This window comes from Kitasatospora sp. NPDC005856 (genome assembly GCF_040629945.1).
In the GTDB taxonomy this organism is placed as follows: domain Bacteria; phylum Actinomycetota; class Actinomycetes; order Streptomycetales; family Streptomycetaceae; genus Kitasatospora.
The window spans coordinates 1-20,461 of sequence record NZ_JBEXWT010000131.1 but is presented as its reverse complement, the minus strand read 5'-3'; the positions used below and the strand labels follow the sequence as shown (position 1 = coordinate 20,461).

Sequence of the window (20,461 nt, the reverse complement as noted above, 5' to 3'; positions counted from 1 at the left end):
AACCGCGCGGCCCCATCGAGACCGAAGCAGCCCGCCGCCTCGCCGACGACCTCAAGAACGAGTGATCACCCGATTACCCAACACTTTCTGAGCCGCGCGGCGGCCGGTGCGGCGCGGGGTGAGCCCCGCGCCGCACCGGCCGCCGCCGCGCTCCGGTCCGTTCAGGCGACTCCGTTCAGGCGACGAGGCACAGGCCGTCGTAGCGCCCCGTGGGCGAGGTCCGGCCCCGGCCCGCCAGGCCGTGACCCGAGCGGCCCCGGTCCATCCGGCTCGGGGCGGCGTAGCGGGCCAGTTCGTCCTGGGCGAGCGAGAGCAGGTCCGCGAGGCCGAGCCCCAGCGCCCAGGCGGCCGCCGCGAGCACCTCGGAGGAGGCCTCCTTGCGTCCGCGCTCCAGTTCCGACAGGTACGGCATGGAGATCCGGGCCGCCTCGGCGACGTCCTTCAGCGTGCGCTCCTGGGCGAGCCGTTCGCGTCGCAGCACGTCGCCGACGACGTTGCGCCACAGCGGCTCCCGGCGCGCGGGCGCCTGCGGGGGACGGCCCTGCTCGTCGGACGCGGGCGGCGAGGCGTGCGGACGCAGGGGGATGACGCGGGCTTCGTTGGGCGCATGAGTGCTCACCCCTTCAGCGTAGGGACGACGGGCCCGGGGGGAAGGGCACGGCGTTCTGCCCTGGGTGAAGCGCCTGGGTGAAGCGCCTGGGTGAAGCAGCCCGTGAGGAGGCCGCCCGCCGGCGGGCGCCGCCCGCGCACCGCGGCGTCGGGGCCGGCACCGGGCACCTGTATGTTGATCACTCGCCGATTCCGTCGGTGTCCCGTCCCAGGGGGTTGACGCGCGGGTCCGGCACGAGGTGGCGGCCGTCCCGCGCAGGGCGGGGCGTCGGCCCAGGGCCGAACGGCGGCTCGCCGTCCCAACGTTCCCGAAGGATCCCGTATGACCGTTCCCGTCCCGCCCGACAGCAGCCCGCCGTCCGCCGAGGAGCCGGCCGGCGCCGACCCGTGGGCGCCGCCGCTGATCCCGGGTCAGGGCGAGACGCCGGGCCGGGGCGAGGCCACCGCCCCCGCCGGGGCCACCGCCCCCGCGCCCGCCCTCGCCCCCGCCGGGCCGCCCGCCGGGGCGCCCGGCGTGCCCGGGGTGCCGTACTGGCCGCCGTACCCGATGCCGATGCCCGCCCCGCAGCCCCGCAACGGCCTGGGCATCGCCGCGCTGGTGCTCGGCATCGTCGGTGTCACCCTCGGCCTGGCCGTCATCCTGTTCTGGCTGTCCTGGCTGCCGGCCCTGCTCGCCGTCGTCTTCGGCGCCATCGGCCTGGGCTACGTGCGCAAGGGCGTGGCGACCAACCGGGCGATGGCCCTGGCGGGCGTGATCCTGGGCGTCGCCGGCCTGCTGGTCTCGGTCGGCGCCGGGGTGTTCGTCGTGTCGCGGGTGAACGCGGTCAACGAGGAGCGGCGTTCCGCGGCGGACGCCGAGCGCGCCCGTTCCGAGGCCGCGACCAAGGCCGCCCAGGAGCGGGCGGCCAAGGAGAAGGCGCGGATCGAGGCCGAGCGCAAGCGGATCGAGGCCGAGAAGGAGAAGGAGGCCGCGGACGAGCGGTCCCGGCGCCTGTCGTTCGGTCAGTCCTACACGTACCCGGACGGGCTGAAGGTGACGATGGCCGCGCCGGAGCCGTACGTCCCGCGCGGGAGCGTGGGCGAGATCCCCAAGGACGCCAGGATCGTCCAGGTGAGGATCACCGTCGTCAACACCGGGTCCGCGGAGGTCTCGCTCTACGGATCGGGGCTGCCCACCGTCAGGGACGCCAAGGGCAACCTCGTCTTCACCCTGATCGACGGCAGCGGACGGATGAAGATCCTCACCAAGTCCCTGGCCCCGGGGGAGGAGGCCGACGGGCTGACCGCGTACGCCCTGCCGGGCGATGCGGCCGACCCGTTCTCCGTCAGGTTCGACCACGGCGTCGGGAGCGAGCACAAGAACGTCATCTGGACCGGCTCGCCCAGCTGACCCGGCCCCACCAGCCCCACCAGTCCCACCGGCCCCATGGACACCACGGGCACCGTCAGTCCGACGGGCCCCACCGACCGTCCCCCCGCAGCGATCTGACGGCATATCAGGCAGATCACGAATCGGCAACCGAGGACCGGTCGCGCGGCGATATCCCTGTGGCGGAGCGGCCGGCTCCCCTATCCTCCATCCGGCGCGGCGCACTCCCGCCGCGCCGGAGGACTGGGGGTCGCGGTGGTTCTGGACGGACGGGCGGCAGTGTTCAAGGCCGTCGTTCCCTCGCTGGTCGGCCTCGAACTGGCGGGGCCCGCCCCCGGGAACGGCACCCGGCTGCGCATCCCGGCCGGGATCCCCCTGCTGATCGAGTGCGCCGGCGGGCGCCTCACCGGCAAGACCACCCTGCTGAAGACCCTGGAGGAGTGGTACGCGGAGCGACTGCCCCAGGCGTACGCGGACCTCGGGCGCGCGGACTTCGGCCGGCCGGGCCTGGCCCTGCCCGCCGAGAACGAGGCCCCCCGGCTGAGCAACGCCTCCCACACCTCGGACCTGCTCTTCCACCTGCGGTACGAGCTGAGCCGGCAGGCGAACCGGTTCGGCTCGGGCCTGTCCTTCCCCCGGCTCACCCAGGGCCTGCTGGCGGTCACCAGCTGGCAGACCGTCGGGCTCGGCGAACTGGAGGCGGCCGGCCGGCGCCTGGAGAGCCTGCTGCGCGAGAGCCAGCCCGACGCCCAGGCGCGCCGGGACAAGGTGGCGGGCTGGATCCGACAGGTCGCCCCGAACATCGGCACCGTGGCGGGGCTGGGCCCCGGCGTCAACGAACTCGTCGCCTCGCTCGCCGACATCGTCGCCACCGAACTGCTCGGCGCCCGCGCCAACAACAACGGCCTGCGCTGGTGGGCCGAACGGAAGGTCAGCACCCAGGGCGAGGCGAACGTCCAGCTCTCCGAGCTCGCCCGGGGCTTCCGCGGCAACCCGCACGACCGCGGGCGCGCCGAGCGCCACCTGATGGCCGCCCTCCTCGCGGACATCGACGACCACTACACCTGGGCGCGCCTGAAGAACCGGCTGCCGCGCCCGCTGCTGCTCCTGGACAACGCCCACACCCCGCTCGGCCGGCCGGTCCTGGACACGCTGACCCAGGTCTGGCACGACGAGGACGTCCGGACGAGGCCCGGCGTGGTCGTCACCGTCCTGGCACCGGAACCGGCCACCCCCGACCCGGCGGACGTCGACCCCACGACACGCAACGCCGCCGGCCCGTTCTGGCGCGCGGACCGGCCGCAGACGCCGGCCGGCTGGACCCTGCGGCTGCCCCTGGCCCAGCTGACCCTCGACGAGATCACCTGGATGTTCGGCGCCGACCACCCGGGGCCCGACACCGCCCAGCTGATCCACCGCCTCAGCGCGGGCCGGGCCGGGATCGCCCACGCCCTGGTCCAGGCCGGCCGACGGGCCGTGCGCCTCGGGCAGAGCCCCGACCCCCGCGCCCTGCTCGACCTGCCGGCCGACGACCAGCCCGACACCCGGGTGCACGAGCGGCTGCTGCGCCTGCTGGTCCCCGACGACACCGCCCGGGCCCGCCTGACCCACTTCTCCCCGGCCCTCGACGAGGAGGCCGCCCAGGCACTCGGCGCCCACCACCCGCCCGGCGACACCGACCTCCTGCGCGTCCAGACGACCAGACAGCTGCTGGCACACGACCACTGGGGCGCCCGCCCGTGGCCGGGCACCGGAGCGCCGTTCGTCGGCGACCCCACCCTGCGTGCCCTGCTCGGCCACCACCTGGCCACCCTGCTCGGCGAGACCCCCGGGGCCGACCGGTGGCACGACATCCACGAGACCCTCTGCGACCGCTACGCCGCGCAGGACGACGCCCCGCCCGACGAGCGCTTCCTGCACCACTCGCTCGCCGTCCTCGACACGGGCACCGTCGCCCGCACCCTCCACCGGCGCCTGGCCGACCAGTCCACGGCCACCTGGCTCACCGCCCTCAACCTGGTCTGCGCCGCGCCGCACCCGCCCCGGAACCTCACCGCCCTCGCCACCCCGCCCGAGGACTGCCCGGCCTGCGCCGTCGCCGACGCCAACACCAGCGCCCTCGTGCACCATGCGGTGGAGTCCCTCGTCGACGCGCTGTGGCAGCAGTCGCACCCGCTCGCACCACCCGACGAGCAGCTGATCCGCAGCGTCCGGCTGCACCTGCTCACCCTGGCCCAACACGCCGGGGCCGCCCACCAGGCGGTGTTCTTCCGGGCGTACGAGACCTGGCCGCAGCTCCTGGGGCGCTGGGTCCAGGCCCCCCACCTCCCGATCTGAGGAGACCCCGACCATGAGCGTCCTGCCCGAAGGGCCCCTGAACCGCGCACTGGCGGCCGCCGTGGCCGTCGCCGTCCTGGCCACCGGCGGCTACCTGGGATACGAGAAGTGGGTGGTCGACGACCCCTCCTGCGCCCCCGGCGTGGAACAGCGCGGAGACCAGAACGAGTGCGTCGGCGTCACCGACGGCTCCTACGTCTTCACCGACGAACTGCGGCAGGTCAGCGCCCGCATCAAGGCCGAGAACGACCGCGTGGCCGACAGCTCGCCCGTCACCGTCGCCCTGATGATCCCCATGACCTCCGCCGCGCCCGCCGAACGGCGCGAGCTGGTCGAACAGGTGCAGGGCGCCTACCTGGCCCAGCACTGGGCCAACGACGAACGGAACAGGAACAAGAGGCAGCCCCCGATCCGGCTGGTGCTCGCCAACCCCGGCCGCGGCTACAAGGAGTGGCACACCGTCGCCGACCAGCTGGCCCAGGCCGTGACCGACGACAAGCAGAACCTGCGGGCCGTCGCGGGCATCAACATCAGCATCGCCGAGACCGAACAGGCCGTGCGCTACCTCACCGCGGACAAGCACATCCCGGTCGTCGCCGGCCCCATGACCGCGGACGACATCAAGAACACCCCCGCCGACCCGCGCCGCTACCCGGGACTGGCGCGCATCGCCCCCGGCAACTCCGACCAGGCGGGCGCCCTCGGCTCCTACGGGGCGGCCATCAAGCCCGAAGAGGCCCTGGTGATCGAGGACACGCGCGAGAACGACAACTACCTCACCACCCTGCGCCAGACCTTCGAGAAGCTCACCAAGGGCGCCCCCAACGCCCCCGAGACCTACCAGTCGCCGCCCGACTTCAACGACGAGGGCAACCTCGCCAACGACTTCCACCAGATGGTCCCGAGCATCTGCAACTCCGCCGCCACGACCCTCTACTTCGCCGGCCGCCCGGTCCAACTGCGCCAGTTCCTCGTCGAACTGGGCAACCGCAGGTGCACCAAGCACTACACGGTCATCACCGGCTCGCACGCCTCCACCCTGATGGTCGACGCGAAGTTCGCCGACAAGTGGGACGCCCTCAGCACCGGCGCCGGCATCACCGTGCGCTACACCGCCCTCGCCCACCCCGACACCTTCGGGGAGCAGAGCACCGAGGCCCCCGGCGGCTCCAAGGCCGCCTCGAAGGAGCTGTCCGACCTGCTGGGCGAAGCCGACACCAAGGCACCCGACGCGATCGGCCCCGCCGACCTGCGCGACGGCCGCGTGATCATCACCTACGACGCGGTCTCCACCGCCATCGCGGGCATCCGCAACCAGGCGGTCGGGGACGTCAAGAAGCCCTCGACCGACGACGTCGTCCAGAGCTGGCGCCGGATGCACGGCGACAACCGGGTCGACGGCGCGAGCGGCTGGATCTGCCTCGACCAGTACGGCAACCCGTACAACAAGGCCGTGCCCATCGTCCACCTCGACCCGGCCGCCAAGAACGCCGTCCTGGACACCCTCGCCTGGCCCCTCGGCCACGCCCCCGACGCCAACTGCTCCATCGGCAGCTGAACCGCCCCACCCGCCACCGCACGGCCTGCGCACGACAGCCCGCCCCCGCCGGTAGCCTGCCCGCGTGGACCCCGAGACGCAGGCACCCGCGACCCAGGAACCCACGACGGACCGGCCCGTGCTCTACGAACGGGCCGGCCACGTCGCACGCGTCACCCTGAACCGGCCCCACGTGCTCAACGCGATGGACCAGCGGATGCACGCCGAACTCGGCGCGGTCTGGGACGAGGTCGAACGCGACGACACGGTACGGCTGGTCGTGCTGACCGGCGCGGGCGAACGCGCCTTCTCCGTCGGACAGGACCTCAAGGAACGGGCCCGGCTCGACCGCGAGGGAACCCCGCCGACGAGCTTCGGATCCACGGGCCTGCCCGGCTCGCCCCGCCTGACCGACCGCTTCACCCTGTCCAAACCCGTCCTCGCCAGGGTCCGCGGCTACGCCCTCGGCGGCGGCTTCGAACTGGTCCTCGCCTGCGACCTGGTGATCGCCGCCCACAGCGCCGTCTTCGCCCTGCCCGAAGCCACCCTCGGCCTCGTCCCGGGCGCCGGCGGAGCCTTCCGGCTGGCCCGCCAGATCCCGCTCAAGGCCGCGATGGGCCACCTGCTCACCGGGCACCGGATGACGGCGCACCAGGCACTGGCCTTCGGACTGGTCAACGAGGTCGTCCCGGACGACCGACTGGACGCGTGCGTCGAACGCTGGACGGCCGACCTGCTGCGCTGCGCACCGCTGTCCCAGCGCGCCCTGAAGGAGGCCGTGCTGCGCTCGGTGGACCTGCCCCTGGAACAGGCCTTCACCACCCGCTACCACTGGGAGGAGGCCCGCCGGGCCAGCGAGGACGCCAGGGAGGGGCCGCGCGCCTTCACGGAGAAACGCCGACCGGTGTGGCGCGGGCGCTGAACCGGCCCCCGACCGGTCCGGCGCCCGCACCGCCGGCGCCCGCTCAGCCCCGGTCCTCGCCGCTGCCGCTGCCGTCGCCCCCGCTCTCGCCGCCCCCGCCCCCGGCCCCGTCGCCGAAGGCCGACTCGAACTCGTCGATGTCCTCCTGCCCCAGCGAGATCAGCGAGAAGTCCGACGGGGTGTGACCGCCGGGCCCCTCGGCGGCGTGCCGCACCAGACCCTCCAGCACCGCCCGCCAGCGCCCGGCGAGATCGCCCAGCTCCGCCTCGGTGAGCAGCCCGCCCGGCGACTCCAGGACGAAGCCCAGCTCCGGCCCCCCGGGCAGGTCCCGCGCCGAACCGTTGATCTCCAGCACGTGCCGCAGCGGCGTCGACGGATCCACCCCGCCGTCGGGCACCGGGCGCTCACCCGCCGGCGTCCACGCCCGCGCCCGCGCGTCCGCACCGGCCGGCGCCCCGTCGACACCGGGCAGCAGCTCCGCCTCCCCGACGGACGCACCGAACCGCCCCAGGTAGTTGAACCCGATCTGCGGCCGCGCCAGCGGCTCCAGCACCGCGCGCGTGGCCGGGTTCAGATACCTGAGCAGCCCGTACCCCAGACCGTCGCCCGGCCCCTGCCGCAGCTGCTCCTTGACCCGCTTGATCAGCCGCGCCGCGTCCGCCCCGCCCGCCCGGACCTCGGCCGTGTCGACCGGACCGGGCTCCAGCCACACCGGATGGACGGCGGTGAACCAGCCGACGGTCCGCGTCAGGTCCATGTCCTCGGCCAGCGGCACCCGGCCGTGCGCCTCCCGGTCGATCAGGAACCCCTCCGGGGCCCGCCCGCCGCGCGCCCGCACCCACTCGTCGAGCGCCGCCGCCAGCCCGGACAGCAGCACGTCGTCCACCCCCGCGTGGTAGGCGGCCGGCAGGGCCGCCAGCAGCGATCCCGCCATCGGCGCCGCGACGGTCAGCTCCGCACGGCAGACCCCGCCCCCCACGGTGTCGGTCCGCGGATCCAGCGCCCGCCCGGCGATCGGCGGCTCGACCCGGTCGAGCATCCGCCGCCAGGCCGGCAGCTCGTCCACCGTCCGCTGCGCCCTGGCCAGCTCCGCCAGGGCGCCCGCCCAGCGGCGGAACGAGGTCGGCTCGGGGGCGAGGGCCGCCCGCGCCGCGTCCGCGCCCCCGGAGTCCAGGGCCGCGTCCGCGAGCGCCAGATCGGGCATCAGCACCCGCCAGGAGACCCCGTCGATCACCAGGTGGTGGGCCGTCAGCAGCACCAGGGCGTCCTCGGCGGCGCCGCGGTCGACGAGCACGGCCCGCAGCATCACGCCGTCGCGCGGCGCGAGCGCGGCCTGGGCGGCCGCGGCCTGCTCGTCGAGCAGCGCCTCCAGCCGCGCCCCGTCGAGGCCCGCGGCCTCCACCCGGGTCACCAGGTCCGCCGCGGCGAGGTCCGGGGCCGCGCCGGGCCCGGGGACCACCAGCTGCCCCTCGGCCTCCTCCAGCCGCGCCCGCAGCACCTCGTGCCGGTCGGCGACGGCCCGCAGCACGGCGGCCAGCCGCTCGGGCGTCAGACCGGGCGGGGCGGTCAGCACCATCGACTGGCTGCCCGCGCGCGCCGCCGAACCCGTGCGGGCCGCGATCTCGTGCATCACCGGGGTCAGCGGCACCGGCCCCCAGGGGACGTCCTCGGCGCCCGCCGCCCGCTCGGCGTCGACCGACTCGGCCACCCGCGCGAGCTCCGCGGGCGTGCGCAGCTCGAAGACCTGACGCGGCGTGATCGCCAGCCCGGCCTTGCGGGCCCGCCCCGCCAGCAGCATCGAGGTGATCGAGTCGCCGCCGAGGCCGAAGAACGAGTCCTCCGCCCCCACCCGTTCCAGGTTCAGCACCTCGGCGAACAGCCGGCACAGCAGCTCCTCGGCGTCGGTGGCCGCGGCGCGCCCCGCCGCCAGGCCGGAGAAGACCGGCCGCGGCAGGGCGGCCCGGTCGACCTTGCCGTTCACCGTCACCGGCAGCGCCTCCAGCACCGTCACCGAGGCCGGGACCATGTAGTCGGGCAGCTTCCCGGCGAGGTGCTCCACCAGCGCCCGCAGCTCCGGCGAGGCCTGCCCGCCGCCGGCCGGCACCACGTACCCGGCCAGCCGCTTGTGGCCGTCCGCGTCCTCGACCGCGACCACGAGCGCCTGCGCGACGTCCGGGTGCGCGGCGAGCACGGCCTCGATCTCGGCCGGCTCGACGCGGAACCCGCGGATCTTGAGCTGTTTGTCGGCGCGGCCGAGGAAGAGCAGCCGCCCGTCCCGGGTCCACTGCGCCAGGTCGCCGGTGCGGTACATCCGCGCGCCCGTCGGCTCGCCCTCGGCGGGGAAGGGGCAGGCGACGAAGCGCTCCGCGGTGAGCGCGGCGCGTCCGAGGTAACCGCGCGCCAGCCCCGCCCCGGCGAGGTAGAGCTCGCCCGTCATGCCGACCGGCACGGGCCGCAGGAACGCGTCGAGGACGAACGCCCTGGTGTTGTCCATCGGCAGGCCCAGCGGCACCACGTCGGGCACCGCGTCCGGGTCGGTGAAGGGCAGCTGGGTGGCGAAGGCGGTGGACTCGGTCGGGCCGTAGGTGGTGCGCACCACCAGGCCCGGGTGCGAGCGCAGCAGCGTGCGCACGGCGTGGGCGGAGACGACGTCGCCGCCGGTGGACACCTCGCGCACCCCGGCGAAGATGTGCGGGGCCTGCTCCGCGAGCACCCGGAAGTGCCCGGCCGTGGCGTGCACGCTGGTCACCTTCTGGTCCGCGATCAGCCTGCCGCGCTCGACCGTGTCGATGTCCCCGGGGGGCACCAGCACCAGCCGGCCGCCGTGCAGCAGCGTCGTCCAGATCTCGTAGGTGGAGGCGTCGAAGGCGTGGTTGGCCTGCACCAGCACCCGTTCGAGGGTCTCGGCCGACCAGCACTCGTCCAGGCAGAACGCCAGGACGCTGCCGTACGTCACCGCGACGCCCTTGGGCAGGCCGGTGGAGCCCGAGGTGTAGACGACGTACATGAGGTTCTCCGGCCGCACCGGCACGGCCGGGAAGGCCGCGCCGTCGCCGTTCCCGCCGTTCCCGCCGTTCCCGTGCTCGGTGTTCGCGGTGTTCGCGGCGTTCGCGGCGGGGGAGTCCGGGTCCGTCGGGTCCGGCTCCAGGGGGAGCACCTCGGCGCCCTCGAACAGCGCGGCGTCGGCCAGGCCCCGCCGCGCGTTCGGCCCGTCGACCAGCACGACGGCCGCACCCGCCTGCGCCGCCGCCGCGGCGAGCCGGGCGGCCGGGTGCCGGCCGTCCAACGGCAGGTACGCCGCACCGGCCTTCACCACCGCCAGCAGCGCCGTGATCAGCTCGGGCGAACGCTCGGCCACCACGCCCACCAGCGTCTCCGGGCGCACCCCGAGCGCCGCCAGCCGGCGCGCCAGCCGGTTCGCCCGCCGGTCCAGCCCGGCGTACGTCAGCTCGGTGTCCCCGGCCACCACGGCCACCGCGTCGGGGGCGCCGCGCACCTGGCGCTCGAAGAGCTCGGCGAGCGTCGCGGCGGGCAGCTCGCGGCGCGTGCGGTACCCGGAGCCGTCCAGCTCGCCGCGCTCCTCGCCGGTCAGCACGTCGAGCCGGCCCAGCGGCACGTCCGGGTCCTGCGCGACCTGGCGCAGCACCAGGAGCATCCGGTCGACGAGACCGCGGGCGGTGCGCTCGTCGAACAGGTCGGGCCGGTAGTCCAGCCGGACCTCGATGTCGTCGGTCGGCGTGACCACGATCGTCAACGGGTAGTGGGCGGCCTCCTCGCCGCCGCCGGCCGAGACCCGGATGCCGGCCGGGCCCCGCAGGCCGATCCCGCCCGGCGCACCCGGCGGCTCCCGCCCGTCACCCGGCTCCGCAGGCCCGCCGTCGGCGGGCGGCTCCCGCAGCGGGCCGCCGGCCTGCCGCCCGCTGCGCAGCGCCGTGCCGCCCAGGCCCTCGCCCGGGGGCGAGCCGTCGGCGGGCCGCGGCGCCAGGCCCGGCCCGGCGGGCCGCGACGGCCCGGCCGAGGGGGCCGCCATCGGCCCGCGCGGATAGTTCTGGAAGACCATCAGGGTGTCGAAGACCGCGCCGGGCCCGCCGGCGCGCTGGATCTCCGGCAGGCTCAGCTGCTGGTGCTCCAGCAGGGCGGCCTGCTGGTCCTGCAGCGCCGCCATGGCCCGGCGGAAGGGCAGCGCCGGGTCCAGCCGCACGCGCACCGGCACGGTGTTGATGAACAGCCCCACCATCCGGTCCGCCTGCGGCACCTCGGCCGGCCGGCCGGAGACGGTCGCCCCGAAGACGGTGTCCAGCCGGCCGGACAGCTTGCCCACCAGCAGCGCCCAGGCGACCTGGAAGACCCGGTTGAAGGTGACCCCGGCGGAGCGCGCCGCCTCCCGCAGCCGCTCGGCGAGGTCGTCGCCGACCCGCTCGACCACGTGCCGCAGCATCACCGGCGGGCCCCCGCGGTCGGCCGGGCCGACCAGGGTGGGCTCCTCCGTCCCGGCCAGCATCGCCCGCCACGCCTCGCGCGAGGCGTCGGTGTCCCGGCGCACCAGCCACGCGAGGTAGTCGCGGTACTGCGGGACCTTCGGCAGCACCGAGGCGTCGCCGCCGTTGCCGTAGACCTCCCACAGCTCGCCGAACAGGATCGGCAGCGACCAGCCGTCCATCAGGATGTGGTGCATCGTCACCACCATCCGGTGCCGGCCGGGGCCCGCGCGCAGCAGCAGCACCCGCAGCAGCGGCGGCAGGCCGAGGTCGAAGCGCCGCGCGTCGACCGCGGCCAGGCGCGCGGCCTCCTGCTCGGCCTCCTCCTCGCCCAGCGCGCCGAGGTCGGCGTACGTCCACGGGATCCGCACGCCCCTGGCGATCACCTGGACGGTGTCGCCGGCCGCGCGGGAGCGGAAGGCGGCGCGCAGGCTCGCGTGCCGCTCCAGCATCGCCTGCCAGGACGCCTCCAGCACCCCTGGGTCCAGGTCCCCGTCGAGGTTGAGGATCCGCTGCCCCACGTACACGTCCCGGGGCGCGTCCTGGTCGTACGAGGCGTGGAACAGCAGTCCCTCCTGCAGCGGGGACAGCGGCCACACGTCCTCGACCGTCAACTGGCTCATCGTGCTCTCCGTTCGGGTCGGCCGGGCTCGGGCGCCGTCTCGGGCGGCGGCAGCCGGCGCAGGGGCCCTCCGCCGCGCGGCAGCGGGGGCAGGTCGCCGTAACCGTTCGCCGGGTGCTGCTCGGCTTCCGGGCGCGGCGCGGGCGGTTCGGCGAACTGGGTCCGGTAGAGCTCCGCGTACAGGCCGCCGGCGTCGACGAGGTCGGGGTGCCGGCCGCGTTCGACCACGCGCCCGCCCTGGACCACGAGGATCTGGTCGGCCTCGCGGACGGTGGACAGGCGGTGCGCGATCACCAGGGCGGTGCGCCCGGCCAAGGCGGTCCACAGCGCCTTCTGCAGGGCCGCCTCGGACTCGGAGTCCAGGTGGGCGGTGGCCTCGTCGAGCACGACCACGGACGGCTTCTTGAGCAGCAGCCGGGCGATCGACAGGCGCTGCTTCTCGCCGCCGGAGAAGCGGTAGCCGCGCTCGCCCACGACGGTGTCCAGGCCGTCGGGCAGCGCGCAGACCAGGTCCCAGACCTGCGCGGCCCGGCAGGCCTCGGCGAGCTGCGCCTCGGTGGCGTCCGGGTCGGCGTAGAGCAGGTTGGCGCGGATGGTGTCGTGGAACATGTGCGCGTCCTGGGTCACCATGCCGACGGTGTCGTGCAGCGAGGCCAGGGACAGCTCGCGCACGTCGTGGCCGCCGATCCGCACGGTGCCGGAGGTGGGCTCGTAGAGCCGGGCGACCAGCTGGCTGATCGTGGTCTTGCCGGCGCCGGAGGGCCCGACGAGCGCGGTGAGCCGGCCCGCGGGGGCCAGGAAGCTCACCCCGCGCAGCGCCGTGGCGTCGCCGGAGCGTTCCGGGGCCGGCAGCGACAGCGTCTCCAGCGAGGCGAGGGAGACGTCCTTGGCCGTGGGGTAGCGGAAGGAGACGTCCTCGAACTCGACCTCCGGGGCCGGGGCCCGGGCCGCGGCGGGCAGTACGAGGGGGGCGGGCCGTTCCACGATCAGCGGTTCGAGGTCCAGCACCTCGAACAGCCGGTCGAAGGAGACGAGGGCGGTCAGGTAGTTCGACTGGAGGTTGGAGAGCTGGTTGATCGGGCCGAAGAGCCGGGCCAGCAGGGTGGCCAGGGCCACCAGCGAGCCGATCTGGATGGCTCCGTCGATCACCAGCTCGCCGCCGACCCCGTAGACCACCGCGGTGGCCAGCGACGCCAGCAGCGTCACCGTCACCAGCAGCATCCGCGAGTAGACCGAGGTGACCACGCCGACGTCCCGCACCCGCGCCGCGGTGCCGGCGAACCGCCGGGCCTCGCCGGCCGGCCGGCCGTACAGCTTGACCAGCAGCGCGCCGGCCACGTTGAAGCGCTCCTGCATGAACGAGCCGAGTTCGGCGTCCAGTTGCATCGACGTGCGCAGGTTGCGCTGCAGCCGGCGCCCGACGACGCGGCCGGGCAGCACGAACAGGGGCACCGTGACGAGCACGACCAGGCCCACCACCCAGGACAGGAAGAAGATCGTGGCGAGCACCAGGCCCAGCACCACCAGGCTGGAGAGCACGTTGGACAGCAGCACGGTCACCGCCTGCTGGGCCTCCATCACGTCGGTGTTGAGCCGGCTCACCAGCGAACCGGTCTGGGTGCGGGTGAAGAACGCCAGCGGCTGGCGCTGCACGTGCCGGAAGACCTCGGTGCGCAGGTCGTAGACGAGCCCCTCGCCGACGCGCGCCGACCTGCGGCTGACCCAGAAGCCCACCAGCGCCTGCAGCAGCGCCAGGACCGCCACCGCGGCGGCGGCGCCCGCCACCACGCCCCGGTCGCGGGGCACGATGCCGTGGTCGATGAGCAGCTTGAACAGCAGCGGCGTGGAGACGGTGATGACGGCGTCGACCACGGTCAGGCTCAGCAGCGCGGCGATCTGCCGGCGGTAGGGCCGCAGGTAGGGTCGGATCCGCCGCGCGGTGCCGGGCCTGACCCGGCCCCGGGCCGGGTCCGTCCCGTCGCCGCCGGTGGCCCGTACCGTGATCAGCGGGCCCGGGCCGGCCATCATGGCGCGGCGACCTCCTTGCCGTTCACGGGCCCGGCCCCGTCCGGCGGCCGCTGGTCGCTCCAGACCCGGTCGATGTACTCCAGGCACTCGTCGCGCGAGCCCTGGCCGTAGGCGATCCGCCACCCGGACGGCACCTGCGCGAACGCCGGCCACAGCGAGTACTGGCCCAGCGGGTTGACCAGGGCGAGGTAGGAGGCGCCCGGGTCGTCGAAGGGGCTGGTCATCTCACATCTCCTCGTTCGTTTCGGGTGCCGCCCGCCGGGCGGCGGGGGAGGTCCTGGCGCGGTGATCCCGGTACGGAGGTCCCGCGCGGTGGTTCCGGCACGGCGCTCCCGGTGCGGCCTCAGCCCGGCGGCCGGGCCGTGAAGCGGCCCGCCTTGCCGAGCACGTCCGCCGCGTGGATGCGCAGCGCCTGCTGGACGGCGAACTCCGCCATGTACGCGCGGAAGCCGTCCGCCGGCTCCAGGGCGAGGTTCACCATCCGCCGGTTGGCGGTGACGGCCGGATCGCGCAGCAGCTCCACGGCGCGTTCCACGGCCCCGTCGAGTTCCGCCGGGTCGACGACCCGGTCCACGAGCGTGCGGGCCTCGGGCTCGCTCGCGCGCACCCGCCGCCCGCCGAGGATGATCTGCCGGGCCAGCCGGGGCCCGGTCACCGCGGGGAGCCGGAAGTCCGCCGCGCCCGGGACGATCCCCTCCTGCGCGGCCGGCAGGCTCAGATAGGCGTCGGAGGCGGCCAGCACGTGGTCCACCGCGAGCAGCAACTGCATGCCGCCGCCGATCGCGAAGCCGTCCACCGCGGCCACCCACGGCATGTCGGTCAGCGGGTAGCGCCAGGACGGCTCGTCCGTGCGCAGCCCGAGCAGCAGCTTCCTGAGGTAGCCGAGCTCGCGGCGCAGCAGGAAGCCGACGAGCGTGATCTCGCCCGCGTGCAGGCGCTTGAGGTTGATCCCGGCGCTGAACACCCGCCGGCCCGCGTAGCGCGGGTGCGTCATCTCGCCGCCCCGGATGAGCCCGATCTCGCACCCCTCGTCCAGCAGCGCGAGGTCGACCGCCGTCTCCATGTCGTCGACCTGCTGCTCGTCCTCGGCATTGAGGCGGTCCCCGGCGCACATGGTGATCCGGGCCACCCCCGCGCGCCGCTCCAGCAGCGTGCTGTCCATCCGCACCACCCCGGTGGCCCGGAACCGCCCGAGCAGGCCGAGCGCGCGCCCGGTGGGCCGCAGCATGGAGTCCATCAGGTGGCGCCCGGCGGCCGGACAGCGCAGCAGGCCGCGCAGCAGGACGCCCACGTCGATCTCGTAGCCCAGACGCTGCGCCACCGGCACGGCCCGCTCCGCCCGCAGCTGCGCGGGCGTGGGCACCAGGCGGGGCACGGCGAGGGCGGCGTCCTCCACCAGCGCCTCCAGCCGCGGGCGCCGCGTGCGGCCGCCGGTGAGCCGGTCGTACAGCGCCTCGGCGTGGCACTCCAGGAAGGCGGTGCGCTGCGCGCGGCCGGCCTCCAGCGCCCGCTCGGTGCCGGCGCCCGGCCCGCCGGGGCGCGGCCCGGGCTCGGGGAACGGCGGCAGCAGCCGGGCCGCCCGCTCGAACCCGTCCGCGGCGCGTTCCCGTACGGTGGCGGGCGCCTGCCCGTTCGCGGTGCTCACGCCGTCACCCCGTCCGCGGCCCGGGCGCGCCGCAGCGCGCGGTCGCAGGCGGCCAGGTGCGGGCCGAGCGCGTCCTCGAAGCTCATCCACTGGGCATCGAAGGCCAGTTGGCGGCGGATCGCGAGTTCGGGGCCGGACAGCCGGCGCAGCAGCCGGGCCGCGGCCGCCAGGGTGCGCCCGGGGTTCTCGCTCACCCGGTCCACCAGGCACCGCTCCAGCGCCTCACGGGCGGTGATCGGCACCCCGAAGAGCACCGTGCGCCGCGCCGCGGCCGGCCCGAGCTGCTGGACCAGCCGGAAGGCGGCCATGCCCGGCCAGGTCGCCTGCCCGTGGAAGGCCAGGAGCAGCCGCAGGTCCGGCGTCGCCACCCGCACGTCGGTCGCGAGCAGCAGGTCCAGCGCCGCGCCGCCGCACTCCCCGCTCGCCGCCGCCAGCGTGGGCAGCCGCAGCCGTTCGAAGCGCCGTACGGCCCGCTCCCACTTGGTCACGGTCGCCACGTCGGCCGGCTTCGCCACCGCCTCACCGGTCGGGGCGCCGCGGACGTACAGGGTCGCGAAGTCGGCTCCGGAGGACTCCGCCTCGTCGCACAGCGCCGCGACGGCGCCGGTCAGCTCGGCCGAGATCTCCCGGCCGCCGTCCACGTGCAGCACGGGGCCTTCGGGCAGGGCGTTGACGGGCATGTGCGGTCTCCCTCGGGTCGGTTCACCACTGGATGAGCGCGGATTCGATCGTCGAGCCCGGCCCCATGGTCATCAGCACGCCGTAGTCGCCGTCGCGGACCACGCCCTCCTGCAGGAGCCGGTCGTAGGAGAAGAGGAACGAGCCGCTGGAGACGTTGCCGAAGTCCCGCAGCACGGTGATGGTGTGGCGCAGGTCGTGCCGGGTCAGCCCCAGGTTGACGGCGACCGCGTCGATGACCTTCTTGCCGCCGGAGTGCACCAGCCAGTGCGCCACGTCGTCGCGGCGCAGCGACGTGTCGGCCAGCAGCCGGTCGATGACGCCCTCCACGTGCGCGCCGACCAGGTACGGGATCTGCGGGTCCAGGAAGAAACTGAAGCGGTCCTGGTCGCGGTCCCAGTCGTAGCGCATCGCGTCGATGGCGTCGACGATCGTGACGCTCTCCGTCTTCAGGATCCGCGGGCCCTCCGGGCGGTGGCCGGAGTCCTCCTCCTCGGCCCCCGCGCCGTCCGGCGGGTCGGACATCACCGCCACCGCCGCCGCGCCGTCGCCGAAGAGGCTGTTGACCACGGCCGTACGCATCGTGGAGTCCATCGTGTACGCGGCCGAGCAGGCCTCCGAGCAGACCATCACGGCCAGTCGGCCCGGATGCGCCGCCGCCCAGTTGCCCACCACGGCCAGCGCGTTGAGCCCCGCGTTGCAGCCCATGCCGACGATGTCGGCCCGCGCCGTGTGCCAGTCCATGCCGAGCTCGCGGATCATCAGCGCGCTCAGGCCCGGGGTGAGGAACCCGGTCGAGGTCACGCAGCACAGGTACGCCACCTCCGACAGGTCGGCGCCGATCCGCTTGAGGCACACGGACATCGCGTCCGACCCCATGCTCACGGCCCACGCCTTGTGCTTGTCCAGGAGGTCGCCCTGGGACTCCCGCAGCCTCGTGCCGTCGGGCCCCGCCGGGGGCAGCACCAGCGAACGCTGCCGGATGGAACCCAGCAGGAAGACGGAGCGCACCTTCCGGTCGGTGATCCCGAACAGGTCGAGCAGCTCCTCCTGGGAGTAGTGCTCGGGTGGCACGGCGGTGCCCACGCCCAGGATGCGCGGGGCCGTGGTGACCAGTGCTCGGTCCAGGGCCGCGGTCATGATGCGTCACTCTCCGTTCCGGTGCCGGGCACGCCGCCGCGCTTCTCGCCGCCGTGCGCCTGCCTGCCGTGCGTCCCCCCGCCGTGCGTCCCCCCGCCGTGCGCCTCGCCGCTGAGCGCCTCCACGAACCGCGCGAGCCGCTCGACACCCTCCGTCACCTGCCCGGGCGTCAGATGACTGATCGAGAGCCGGATGTCCCGCTCGCCCCCGCCGTAGGGATGGAAGAACTCCATCGGCGTCCAGATCACCCCGAACTCGCGGGCCGAACGCTCCAGGGCCGCGGTGCCGGTCCGGAAACCGGTGCGCAGCGTCAGGAAGAACCCGCCCTCCGGACGGTTCCACCCCACCCCCAGCTCCCGGCGCCGCTCCTCGGGCAGCCACCGCTCCAACTGCGCGAGCGTGGCGGCCATGCTGCGGCGGTAGTGCTCGGCGGCCCGGGCGTTCAGGGTGGAGAGGCGGCCGTCCACACTCAGCAGCGCACCCGCCGCGACCGCCTGGCTGAGCGAGGACGTGTTGACCGTCACCATGCTCTTCACCTTCGCCAGGTCCCGCGCCAGCAGCCGCACGCCCCCGCGCCCGTCCCGCACCTCCTGGTCGGCCACGACGTAGCCGATCCGCGCGCCGGGGAACAGCGTCTTGGAGAAGGTGCCGAGCTGCACGACGCTCCTCGACCCGTCCAGCGCCTTGAGCATCGGACACCGCGGCCCAGGACCGCTCAACCGGTAGGGACTGTCCTCCAGGACGAGCAGCCCCCGGCGCTCGGCCAGCTCCAGCAGCGCCCTGCGCGTCGCCAGGTCCAGCGTGGACCCGGTCGGGTTGGCGTGGTCCGGCACCACGTACACGGCCCGCGGCCGCCGGCCCGCCGCCCGCTGCGCACGCACCGCCTCCTCCACGTCGGCCACCACCAGCCGCCCGTCACGCTCCGGCACCGCGACCACCGGGATGTCCAGCAGCCGGGCGGCCCCGATGATCCCGACATAGCAGGGAGTCACGAGCAGCAGCACGTCCTCGGGCGTCGCGAACAGCACGCGCAGCGCCAGGAACATCGCCTCCTGCGCACCGACCGTCACCACGATCGACTCGGGCGCGACCTCCAACCCCTCGTCCTGGCGCAGCGAGTACGCGATCAGCTCCCGGATCCGCCCCGCGGCCGGCCCGTACTGGTAGAAGCCGCTGCGCACTTCGGCCGGTCCCGCGCCCCGGCTCTCCAGGTACTTCGCGTACCGGCGCAGGTGGGCGTGGATCTCCTCGACCTCGAAGAAGCCGTCATAAGGGCGCCCCGGCGCGAAGGACACCGCGTCCGGGTAGCTGAACGTGATCTCGTTCAGGAAGTTCATCCGGTCGAGAACCGGGTCCTCGATGCTCGAGTGCAGTGTGGTCGAATCGAGCACCATGGTGCCCGCCTTTCCGTGGACGAGCCGCGGCAGGGCAGTGCGTCGGAACGCGGATGCCAGGGCTCGCGTGGAGGACGCGCGGCAGCGCCGCGATGCCACGGCGCCCCGCCGGCGGTTCGCCGGTGGCGTCCTCCCGCGTTCGAACATCGGCCGTTTTCGACGTCAAGCTCATGGCGGCCCCTCGGAGCGGCCCGCGGCTCCAGTCCCCGGCGGCGTCACCGCGGGTGCACCATCGGCGGTGCGGGTACGGCGGCACGCGAAAAGGCCCGTCGAAGGCACCGGGCCGAACGCGACGCGAGGGTGTGACGCGAGGGGTGTGGAGCATCCCGGCACGCCCTGTCGCCGCTTCGCGCCGGCCACGGATATCAAACGGATACCTGGAGCACAGGGCCCTGTCTGCTGTTTGTCCTCGTTCCAGTACGCGCCTTTGGGTAAGAGAAAGTCAAGTGCTGAGGGTTTCCGGCCCGTCACAGCCTGCTACCGCCGGCCCGGGGCCGCGTCGGCCTGTCGGGCGAAGCCGCGCCGGCGCCGACCCGGCGTCGCCGAACGGCGGCGGTGATCCGGAGCAGCCGACGGCCGGACGGCTCGAAGCCCGCGTCGCCGAACCGTTCGCGGCCCTCCGGGAGTGCGTCCGGCACGGGGCGTCCGCCCGACAGCCGGGCCCGCTGCCGCCCCCTCCGGTAACTGCCCGTCACCCTGACGTGGTCTCAACCACTCGAGGAAAAGCCCAGCTCGGCGCCGACCCGCTCCTGCCGGCTTGACGGAACTTGCCAACCCGGCGCCTCACGTGCACCAGGCATTGACCCGAGCATGACGCCGTGTGAGGGTTCGGGCACCCGAGCGCGGACGGCCCGCACGGCCGTCCCCACATGCGGCCCCGCGGTGCGCCACCAGCCCAGCCGTCCGCGGACGGGGACCCCCACACGCGAGGAGCCCCGATGCAACGCAGGATTTCCGCAGGAAGGTTGCTGACCACGGCGACCACCCTGACCGTGCTGGCCGGCATGATCGCCGCCACCGCGGGCCCGGCCACCGCCGCGCCCGACACCGCCTCGGCCCCGCCCAGCGGGCAGGCCGCCGCGGTGAGCGCCGCCGACGCCGCCGTCACGGCCGGCGTGGACGCCCTGGCCAAGGGCGCCGACGAGACCTACGAGCGCAAGGCCGTCACCCCCTGGGTCGGCGGCCTCTACTCGGTGGCCTACGAGCGCAGTTACCGCGGGCTGCCCGTGGTCGGCGGCGACGCGGTCGTCCTCGCCGACTCCCAGGGCAAGGTGCGCGGCCTGCAGTCCGCCGCCACCGGCCCCCTCGGCGCCTCCACCACGGCGCGGATCAGCGCGGTGCAGGCGGAGAAGACCGCCCGCACCAAGCTGGCCGCCGTCGACTCCGTCGAGTCGCGCCGCCTGGTGGTGCGGGTCAAGGACGGCAGCAGCCGCCTGTCCTGGGAGACCGTCCTGGCCGGCCACAAGGGCGCGGCCCCCAGCCGCCTGCACGTGTTCGTCGACGCCACCGACGGCGAGGTCGTCGACAGCTACGACGACGTCCACGCGGGCACCCTGAACAGCGAGTGGAACGGGCCCTCGCCGACGATCAGCACCACCAACTCCGGCGGCTCGTACTCGCTGCGCGACCCGAACCGGCCGGGCCTGTCGTGTTCGGACTACAGCACGGGGCAGGTGTTCTCGAAGTCGAGCGACTCCTGGGG

Annotated in this window: 12 protein-coding genes and 1 pseudogene; 5 read left to right on the top strand and 8 right to left on the bottom strand. The window is 74.8% G+C overall.

The genetic code is table 11. The features are described 5' to 3' along the window. Positions 1-175: 175 nt before the first annotated feature. Complete coding sequence (locus tag ABZ449_RS39170; protein WP_360356092.1) at positions 176-619, bottom strand: helix-turn-helix transcriptional regulator; 444 nt, start codon at positions 617-619, stop codon at positions 176-178. A 312-nt stretch (positions 620-931) separates the two neighbouring features. On the opposite strand from ABZ449_RS39170, the gene ABZ449_RS39165 reads away from it, so the two are divergent. The 4 genes from ABZ449_RS39165 (at position 932) to dpgD (ending at position 6,774) form a co-directional block, all read left to right on the top strand. Further along, entirely contained in the window at positions 932-1,999 is a 1,068-nt protein-coding gene (locus ABZ449_RS39165; RefSeq protein ID WP_360356090.1) for a hypothetical protein, read from the top strand. Positions 2,000-2,233: 234 nt separating this feature from the next. Then, positions 2,234-4,315 (top strand): hypothetical protein, encoded by a 2,082-nt coding sequence (locus ABZ449_RS39160; protein WP_360356088.1) that lies wholly within the window; start codon positions 2,234-2,236, stop codon positions 4,313-4,315. Positions 4,316-4,328: 13 nt separating this feature from the next. Next, complete coding sequence (locus ABZ449_RS39155) at positions 4,329-5,873, top strand: hypothetical protein (protein WP_360356085.1); 1,545 nt, start codon at positions 4,329-4,331, stop codon at positions 5,871-5,873. Between the two features lie 64 nt (positions 5,874-5,937). After that, positions 5,938-6,774, top strand: a complete 837-nt coding sequence (gene dpgD, locus ABZ449_RS39150) for an enoyl-CoA-hydratase DpgD (RefSeq protein WP_360356082.1) — start codon at positions 5,938-5,940, stop codon at positions 6,772-6,774. A gap of 43 nt (positions 6,775-6,817) precedes the next feature. Here the strand turns inward: dpgD and ABZ449_RS39145 are convergent, their stop codons facing one another. From ABZ449_RS39145 to ABZ449_RS39115, 7 genes are all read right to left on the bottom strand, one after another. Then, positions 6,818-11,875, bottom strand: coding sequence for an amino acid adenylation domain-containing protein (locus ABZ449_RS39145; RefSeq protein WP_360356080.1), 5,058 nt, complete (start codon positions 11,873-11,875; stop codon positions 6,818-6,820). Continuing rightward, a complete protein-coding gene (locus ABZ449_RS39140) occupies positions 11,872-13,902 on the bottom strand; it encodes an ABC transporter transmembrane domain-containing protein (protein WP_360356077.1) in 2,031 nt (676 codons plus the stop codon). Before ABZ449_RS39140 ends, ABZ449_RS39145 begins: the two co-directional genes overlap by 4 nt. Continuing rightward, a complete protein-coding gene (locus ABZ449_RS39135; RefSeq protein WP_360356074.1) occupies positions 13,899-14,126 on the bottom strand; it encodes an MbtH family protein in 228 nt (75 codons plus the stop codon). Before ABZ449_RS39135 ends, ABZ449_RS39140 begins: the two co-directional genes overlap by 4 nt. Before the next feature lie 119 nt (positions 14,127-14,245). Beyond that, positions 14,246-15,547, bottom strand: a complete 1,302-nt coding sequence (dpgC, locus tag ABZ449_RS39130; protein WP_360356072.1) for a (3,5-dihydroxyphenyl)acetyl-CoA 1,2-dioxygenase DpgC — start codon at positions 15,545-15,547, stop codon at positions 14,246-14,248. Continuing rightward, positions 15,544-16,227, bottom strand: coding sequence for an enoyl-CoA-hydratase DpgB (gene dpgB / locus ABZ449_RS39125; protein WP_360356069.1), 684 nt, complete (start codon positions 16,225-16,227; stop codon positions 15,544-15,546). The genes dpgC and dpgB overlap by 4 nt, the downstream gene beginning before the upstream one ends. Before the next feature lie 22 nt (positions 16,228-16,249). Further along, positions 16,250-17,365 carry a 3,5-dihydroxyphenylacetyl-CoA synthase DpgA gene (gene dpgA, locus ABZ449_RS39120; RefSeq protein ID WP_360356066.1) on the bottom strand — a complete coding sequence of 372 codons (1,116 nt, stop codon included), beginning with the start codon at positions 17,363-17,365 and terminating at the stop codon, positions 16,250-16,252. Next, complete coding sequence (locus ABZ449_RS39115; protein WP_360356063.1) at positions 17,362-18,759, bottom strand: PLP-dependent aminotransferase family protein; 1,398 nt, start codon at positions 18,757-18,759, stop codon at positions 17,362-17,364. The genes dpgA and ABZ449_RS39115 overlap by 4 nt, the downstream gene beginning before the upstream one ends. Positions 18,760-19,697: 938 nt before the next feature. Here ABZ449_RS39115 and ABZ449_RS39110 point away from each other — a divergent pair. Further along, positions 19,698-20,461: pseudogene (locus ABZ449_RS39110) on the top strand (peptidase M28); the annotation flags it as partial.